At 73.7% G+C, this 7347-nt stretch carries 8 protein-coding genes; 4 read left to right on the top strand and 4 right to left on the bottom strand.

Features of this window, described 5'->3' with window-relative positions:
- Positions 1 to 154: 154 nt before the first annotated feature.
- Positions 155 to 658, bottom strand: a complete 504-nt coding sequence (locus ACFWNV_RS30275) for a hypothetical protein (RefSeq protein WP_383953194.1) — start codon at positions 656 to 658, stop codon at positions 155 to 157.
- A gap of 158 nt (positions 659 to 816) precedes the next feature.
- Between ACFWNV_RS30275 and ACFWNV_RS30270 the strand changes: the two genes are divergently transcribed.
- Together ACFWNV_RS30270 and ACFWNV_RS30265 are read left to right on the top strand one after the other, a co-directional pair.
- On the top strand, positions 817 to 1494 hold the full coding sequence (locus tag ACFWNV_RS30270; protein ID WP_383953192.1) for a sensor histidine kinase: 678 nt from the start codon (positions 817 to 819) through the stop codon (positions 1492 to 1494).
- A complete protein-coding gene (locus ACFWNV_RS30265; protein WP_383953190.1) occupies positions 1491 to 2123 on the top strand; it encodes a response regulator in 633 nt (210 codons plus the stop codon). The genes ACFWNV_RS30270 and ACFWNV_RS30265 overlap by 4 nt, the downstream gene beginning before the upstream one ends.
- Positions 2124 to 2149: 26 nt before the next feature.
- Here the strand turns inward: ACFWNV_RS30265 and ACFWNV_RS30260 are convergent, their stop codons facing one another.
- From ACFWNV_RS30260 to ACFWNV_RS30250, 3 genes are all read right to left on the bottom strand, one after another.
- A complete protein-coding gene (locus ACFWNV_RS30260; RefSeq protein ID WP_383953188.1) occupies positions 2150 to 2761 on the bottom strand; it encodes a nuclear transport factor 2 family protein in 612 nt (203 codons plus the stop codon).
- A gap of 248 nt (positions 2762 to 3009) precedes the next feature.
- The gene (locus tag ACFWNV_RS30255) at positions 3010 to 3633 is read right to left on the bottom strand and encodes a response regulator (RefSeq protein WP_383953186.1); all 624 of its coding nucleotides are present in this window, start codon (positions 3631 to 3633) and stop codon (positions 3010 to 3012) included.
- On the bottom strand, positions 3630 to 4910 hold the full coding sequence (locus ACFWNV_RS30250; RefSeq protein ID WP_383953184.1) for a sensor histidine kinase: 1281 nt from the start codon (positions 4908 to 4910) through the stop codon (positions 3630 to 3632). Before ACFWNV_RS30250 ends, ACFWNV_RS30255 begins: the two co-directional genes overlap by 4 nt.
- A gap of 354 nt (positions 4911 to 5264) precedes the next feature.
- Between ACFWNV_RS30250 and ACFWNV_RS30245 the strand changes: the two genes are divergently transcribed.
- Both ACFWNV_RS30245 and ACFWNV_RS30240 read left to right on the top strand, forming a co-directional pair.
- Complete coding sequence (locus ACFWNV_RS30245; protein WP_383953182.1) at positions 5265 to 5822, top strand: heme-binding protein; 558 nt, start codon at positions 5265 to 5267, stop codon at positions 5820 to 5822.
- A gap of 79 nt (positions 5823 to 5901) precedes the next feature.
- A complete protein-coding gene (locus ACFWNV_RS30240; protein WP_383953180.1) occupies positions 5902 to 7347 on the top strand; it encodes a M1 family metallopeptidase in 1446 nt (481 codons plus the stop codon).

Here is a 7347-nt window from a genome sequence, read left to right as displayed (position 1 = left end):
GCCCCCCCGCCGGCCGCCTGACCCCCCGCCCCCCGAGACCTACACCGGCTTTCTCGTCGGCCGCGACCGTGGTGGGGCGGTGGGTGGCTGGGAGGGGGCGGCGGGGCGCTGGATGGGCGCCGGGCGGCTGGATGCGTGGTGGGGCGGCTGGGGGTTAGGCCGGGACTCGGGGGAAGCGGGACTGGAGGGTCCAGATGGTGGGGTTGTCGGCCAGGCCGTCGTGCATGTCGACCAGGTCCGCGATCACGTCGTGGAGGAAGTCGCGGGCTTCGCGGCGCAGGAGGCGGTGGCTGAAGGTGAGGGGGGCTTCTTCCGACGGCATCCAGTCGGCTTCGACGTCGACCCAGCCGAAGCGGCGTTCGAAGAGCATGCGGTCCGAGGACTCGGTGAAGTCGATCTCGGCGTACTGGCGGTTGGCCGCGCGGCTGCCGCGCGGGTCCTGGTCGAGCTGCTCGACGATGTCGCACAGCGCCCAGGCGAAGTCCAGTACGGGCACCCATCCCCAGGCTGTGGACACTTCCCGGTCCGCGTTGGTGTCGGCGAGGTAGACGTCCCCGCAGAACAGGTCGTGGCGCAGGGAGCGGACGTCCGCCGAGCGGTAGTCGGTCTGCGGGGGGTCGGGGAAGCGCCGGGAGAGGGAGTAGCCGATGTCGAGCACGTACCCGATGGTGTCATGGGTGGGGTCGGGGTGGGGTGGGGGTACGTCCCGCGTGGCTCTTGCGGCCGAGGATCAGAGTTGCTGATGCCCCCCTGGGGTGTCGGGTTCGCCGGATTAAGCTCGGCGCGTCCGGGGGGTCGTGGCGAGAGGGGTCGGGCGTGGGGGGAGCCGGGGGGCAGGGGGAGGCCGTGGTGGCCGGGGTGCTGCGGGAGCGGCACCGGCTCGCGGCCGAGCTGCACGACACCGTGGCGCAGGGGCTGACGAGCATGCACCTGTTGCTCGACGCGGCCGACCGGGAGTGGACGCGGGAGCCGGGTCAGGCCCGGCAGCTGGTCCGGCAGGCTGCCGCCGCGGCCCGCGAGAACCTTGCCGAGGCCCGGCGGCTCATCCATGACCTGGCTCCGGTGGAGCTGGAGCGGGCGGCCCTGGCCGATGTGCTGCGGGAGCTGTGTGCCGGGACGGAGGGGGCCCGGTTCCGGCTGGAGGGGGAACCCCGGCCGGTGCCGGGCCGGGTCGAGGCCGCGGTGCTGCGGGCGGCCCAGGGCGCCCTGGGCAACGTACGGCGGCACGCGCGGGCCTCGGTCGTCGTGGTGACGCTCACCTATCAGCCGTACGGCCTCGCGCTCGACGTGTGGGACGACGGGGTCGGGTTCGATCCGGCGGCTCCTGTGAGCGGGGGCCTGGGTGGGGACGGGCTGCGGTTGTTGCGTCGTCGGGTCGCGTACCTGGGGGGTACGGCCACGGTGGAGAGCAGTCCGGGTGGGGGAGGGACCGTGGTGTCCGTCTGCCTGCCCGCGCTGCCGCAGGGGCCGAGACCGGGGCCGGGGTCGGCATGACTCCGGTGCGGATCCTGTTGGTGGACGACCATCCCGTCGTGCGGGCGGGGCTGCGGGCGCTGCTGGACGGGTGCCCCGAGTTCGAGGTGTGCGGGGAGGCCGCGGACGGCGCTGCCGCGCTGCGGATGGTGCGCGAGCTGGGTCCCGGGCTGGTGCTGATGGACATCCGGATGGGGCCGGGGATGTGCGGGGTGGAGACCACGCGGCGGATCGGGCGGATGCCCGCGCCGCCGCGGGTGGTCGTGCTCAGCAGCTACGAGTCGGACGCGTACGTCGTACGGGCCGTGGAGGCGGGTGTGGCGGGGTACCTGCTGAAGGGGTCCCCGCCCGACCTGCTGTTCCAGGCGCTGCGGACGGTCGCGGCGGGGGAGTCGGCGCTGTCGCCCTCGGTGGTCTCGCGGCTGATGAGCCGCTACCGGGCGCCGAGTGCGGCCCTGACGGCCCGGGAGACCGAGATCCTGGAGCTGATCGCGACGGGCCGCTCCAACCGGGAGGTCGGGTCGGCCCTGTTCATCAGCGGGACGACGGTCAAGACGCACCTCGTGCACGTCTACGAGAAGCTCGGGGTGGAGAACCGTACGGCGGCCGTGCGCGCGGCCGTCGACCGGGGGCTCATCGGGCTCGGGTGAACGCCGATGGGCTCGGGGCCCCCGGGTCAGTTCGGGTAGGCGATCTGGATCGCGGCGCCGTTGTACTGCCAGAGCGGGGAGAAGATGCGCTTGCGGATCTTCCAGACGCCGGCGGACTTCACGTACTCGTCGCGGTAGCGGATGCCGCGGACGACTACGGTCTCCGGGGCCGTGGCGGTGGCCGGGTACACGAGCTGGGCGGTGGCGTGGCTGTCGCCGGTGGCGGTGTAGCGGCCGGTGACGCGGATGTAGGCGTTGGCGGTGACGTGGGTGGAGTAGCCCCAGGCCGCAGCGCCGTCGAGGTTGGCGACGACCGCCTCGATGCCGGTCTTGACGATGCCGGCGGTGCCGTCGGGGTGGGCCAGCACGGTGAGGACGGCGTCGTCGGTGAAGAGGGTGCGGAAGACCGTCTTGTCCTTGGTGTCGACGGCGAAGAGGTAGGTCTCCAGCAGGCGGTTGATCGCCAGCTCGTCCTCCGCGGAACCGGCCGGACCGGCGTAGGAGGACGTCGAGAGCTCCTCGGGCGCGGCGGCGGCCGGGGTCGCGGCGGCGAGGGCGCCGAGCCCGGCTGCGGCGGCACCGGTGCCCAGCATCGTGAGCATGCGGCGGCGTTCCGGGGCGAAATCGGTGGTCGGCATGGCGGGTTCCTCTCGACACGGCTGGTGGTGCCCGGGCCTGCTCGGGGCGGGCGGTCCGGGCACTCACGAGCCTGTCGTGTCGCCGCCCGCGGCGGATCGGCGCGGCGTACGAGCGTGATCTCGTACGGATGGACGATGCGGCCGGTGCGATGCGGTCCGGTGCGATGTGACGCGGGTGCGATGTGGTCCGGTGCGATGCGGTGCGATGCGGTCCGGGTGCGATGCCGTGCGCTGCCGTGGGGGCGGGGTCAGGGGAGGAGTCGCTGCTCCTTGGCCACCGAGACCGCGCCCGCGCGGGTGTCGACGCCGAGCTTGTCGTAGATGCGGCCCAGGTGGGTCTTGACCGTGGCCTCGCTGATGAACAGGGCGCGGGCGATGTCGCGGTTGCCGAGGCCGCGGGCGAGCTGGCCGAGGATGTCGAGCTCACGGTCGGTCAGGGTCGGCCGGTTGCCGCCGCGCATGTGGGCCATCACGCGGCTGGCCACGGGGGCGGAGAGCGTGGTGCGGCCCTGGGCGGCGGAGTGGATCGCGGCGAACAGTTCCTCCGGGCGTTCCGCCTTCAGGAGGTAGCCGGTGGCGCCCGCGCCGATGGCCCGGGTGATGTCCGCGTCCGTGTCGTACGTGGTCAGGACCAGGACGTGCGGGGGGTTGGGGGCGGCGGTGATGCGGCGGGTGGCTTCCACGCCGTCGATGCCCTCGCCGAGCTGGAGGTCCATCAGGACCACGTCGGGGCGGAGTTTGGCCGCGAGCGCGACCGCCTCCTCGCCGCTGCCCGCCTCGCCGAGGACTTCGATGTCCGGCTCGCTGCCGAGCAGGGCCAGCAGGCCGGCGCGGACCACGACGTGGTCGTCGCAGAGGAGGATCGTGGTCATGGGGTGGGCTCCAGGGGGATCGACGCCGACAGGACCGTGCCCTCGCCCGCGGTGGATTCGATGGTCAGGGTGCCGCCGAGCTGGCGGACGCGGGCGCGCATCGCGGGGAGGCCGTGGCCGCGTTCCCCGGTGGAGGCGCGGAGCCGGGTGAAGCCGTGGCCGTCGTCGGCCACGTCCAGGACGACCTGGTCGCCGAGGAAGCTGAGGGTGAGGGCTGCGGTACGGGCCCCCGAGTGCTCCCGTACGTTCGCCAGCGCGCCCTGGGCGATGCGCAGCAGCGCCTGCTCCGCGCGGGCGGGGAGCGGGGCCGGCGCGCCCTCCAGGTGGAAGCGGACTGCGATGTCCGGGCCGGCGTCCAGTGCGCGCAGGGCGTCCGGGAGGCCGGCGCCGTCGGAGAGTTCGGGCGGCGCGAGGTCGTGGACCAGGCGGCGGGCCTCGGCGAGGCCGCGCGCGGTGATGGCGGTGGCGGTGCGCACGTGCGAGCGGGCGGTGCCGGGGTCGGTGTCCCAGGTGCGGTCGGCGGCCTGGAGGAGCATCTGCTGGCTGGACAGGTGCTGGGCCAGGGTGTCGTGGATCTCCATCGAGAGGCGCTGGCGTTCGGCGAGGGTGCCGGCGCGGCGTTCGGTGGCGGCGAGTTCCCGGCGGGTGCGGATCAGGTCGTCGATCAGGGTCCGCTGGGCTGCGGCCTGGCGCTCCATGTGGATGAACACGGCGGTGGCCAGGGCGGCGACGGCGGGCGGGGCGAGGAGCAGGTTGGGGTCGAAGGGCTCGCCCGGACCGGAGGTCTGGGCGAGGCGGAGCTGCGCCGCCACGACGAACACGGTCAGCAGGGCCACGAGGACGACGGCCGCGCGGGGCGGGAGGGTGCGCAGGGCGGTGTAGAAGAGCGGGACGGCGCACCAGGCGAAGCTCGGCGCGAGGACGACGAGGACCACCCAGACGGCGACGACCAGGCCGAGCCAGATGAGGCGGCGCAGGGTGGGGGCGGCGCCGAGGGCGGGGCCGAGTACGTAGAGCAGGGCCAGGGTGATGCCTAGGGCGATGATCCACGGGGTGCGGGGTTCGTCGGGGTGGCGGAGGAGGAAGCGGGCCACGGAGGCGCCGAGGAGCAGGAAGAACGCGGTGTGCATGACCGTGGCGAGGGCGCGGGTGTCTTTTTGGGGTGGGGCAGGCTGGGCCGCCTGGGCCGTCTGGCCCGTGGGGGGTGCGGGGCTCGGCGGGCTCGGTGGGGGCGCGCTGGTCACGGGGGCTCCTGGCTGGTGGTGCGTGATGTCCATGGTGCCGGTTGGGGGTGCGGTGCGGGTGGGTGGGCGCTGCGCGGGGCTGTCCCCTACCCGCCCTTCCACCGTTCCCCGGGGCTGCGCCCCGGACCCCCTGGGGCTCCGCCCCAGACCCCGGTCCTCAAACGCCGGACGGCTGGGTTGGGCCGCGGGTGGCTCGGTGGGTTTGGGGAGAGGCCAGGTAAACGCTCCGTGGGGGGTGGGCGCATCGGCCGATCGGTTGACCCCCGGGTCAACCGGTGGGGGTCGGGTTCGGAGCCGGTACGGGGACGGGGTGGTGGGGGTGGCGGGGAGAGGCTTGGAGCAACGGCAGGACAGCCCGCCGTGCCGACGTTCACAGGAGCAGCAGACATGAACACCCGCACCCGCGTTCTCACCGGTACCGCCCTCGCCGTCGCCCTCGGCGCCGGAGCCCTCGGCGCGGTCAGCGCCAACGCCGCCCCGGCTTCCGCTCCGGCCGCGGCCCCGGCCGCCGTCGCGAAGAAGGACGGGGGCAAGAAGAACTTCACCACCACCACGCACCTCACCATCGACGCCGCCACCCGCGCCGCCCAGGCCGCGCTGGACGCCGCCGAGAGCGAGAACCAGAAGGTGACCGTCGCGGTCGTCGACCGCAACGGCAACACCATCGTCACCCTGCGCGGCGACGGCGCCGGTCCGCAGTCCTACGACTCGGCGCAGCGCAAGGCCTTCACCGCCGTGTCCTGGAACGCTCCGACCTCGGTGCTCGCCGGCCGCCTCGCGCAGACCCCGAACCTGAAGGACATCCCCGGCACCCTGTTCCTCGGCGGCGGCACCCCCGTCCAGGCCGACGGCGCCCCGGTCGCGGGTGTCGGCGTGGCCGGCGCCCCGAGCGGTGACCTGGACGAGAAGTTCGCCAAGGCCGGCGTGGACGCCCTGAACAAGTAGTGGACGCCCTCGACAAGTAGTGGACGCCTCGGCAAGGAGAAGAGTTCGGTAGTGCGTCACGGGACGTAGTCTCGAACGCGTGGATCACCGCGTTCTCTCCCGCCTGGCCGCCCCCGCCGTCGCCGCCCTGCTCGCCCTCACCACGGGCTGCACGGGGGAGACCGTGCAGGGGCGGCCGGGTGCGTCGGGGGTGCGCGACCCGTTCTTCCCGAAGGCCGGCAACGGCGGCTACCAGGTCGAGCACTACTCCCTGGACCTCGACTACGACCCGGCCGACGGGCGGCTGCACGCCACCGCGGTGATCACCGCCCGTGCCGAGCAGGGGCTCAGTTCCTTCAACCTCGACCTCAGCGGTCTGGAGGTGGAGGGCGTACGGGTGCAGGGTGCGGGCGCCCGGTTCAACCGCACCGGCAACGAGCTGACGGTGCGCCCCGCCGAGGACCTGGAGCGGGGGGAGGTCTTCCGTACGGAGGTCGACTACTCCGGCCGGCCCAAGGCCGTCACCGATCCCGACGGGTCCGAGGAGGGGTGGATCGTCACCCCGGGCGGCAAGGGCGCGGTGGCCGTCGGCGAACCCGTCGGGTCGATGGCCTGGTTTCCGGGGAACCACCACCCGAGCGACAAGGCCACGTACGACATCACGGTGACCGTTCCCCGGGGGTACGAGGCCGTGTCCAACGGCGAGCTGCGCTCCCGTACGGAGGCGGGCGACGGGCGGACCGTGTTCGCCTGGCACTCCGCGGAGCCGATGGCGAGCTACCTGGCGACGGTGGCCGTCGGGAAGTTCGAGGTGACGACGGGGCGGACCGCCTCCGGGATCCCGCTCTACACGGCGGTCTCGCCCGGGGAGGCGGCGGCGAGCCGGGCCGTGCTCGCGCGGCTGCCCGAGATGGTGGAGTGGGGCGTCGGGCGGTTCGGCCCGTACCCCTTCTCCTCGTCGGGGGCGATCGTGCTGCCCGCGCACAGCCTCGGCTACGCGCTGGAGACCCAGACCCGGCCGGTGTTCCCGGGGGCTCCGGGCAGCGAGGAGCTGCTGCTGCACGAGCTGGCGCACCAGTGGTTCGGGGACTCGGTGTCGCCGGAGTCCTGGAAGGACATGTGGCTCAACGAGGGGTTCGCGACCTACGCCGAGTGGCTGTGGTCCGAGGACCACGGCGGGCCGAGCGCGCAGCAGCACTTCGACGCCTACCTCGCCGGTGACACGCGTGTCGACCGTGAGGCGGGCTCGGACTGGGGCGCCTTCCCGCCGGCCGCCCCGCCGAACCCGAAGGAGATCTCCGCGTCCCCGGTGTACGGGCGGGGGGCGATGGTCCTGCAACGGGTCCGGCAGGAGGTCGGCGACGAGAAGTTCTTCGCCCTCGTACGGGGCTGGGCGGCCGACCACCGGCACGGGAACGCGAGCACGGCCGACTTCACCGCCTACGCGGAGGAGAAGACGGGCCACGACCTGAGCAAGGTCTGGGACGTGTGGCTGTACGGGAAGGACCGCCCGAAGGCGCCGAAGCACCCTGCGAAGGCCTCGTAG

Origin of the sequence: Streptomyces sp. NPDC058401, from assembly GCF_042722885.1 — a bacterium.
Lineage (GTDB): Bacteria > Actinomycetota > Actinomycetes > Streptomycetales > Streptomycetaceae > Streptomyces.
Note: the sequence above shows the minus strand (reverse complement) of the source record. Positions and strands in the feature narration are given on the sequence as shown.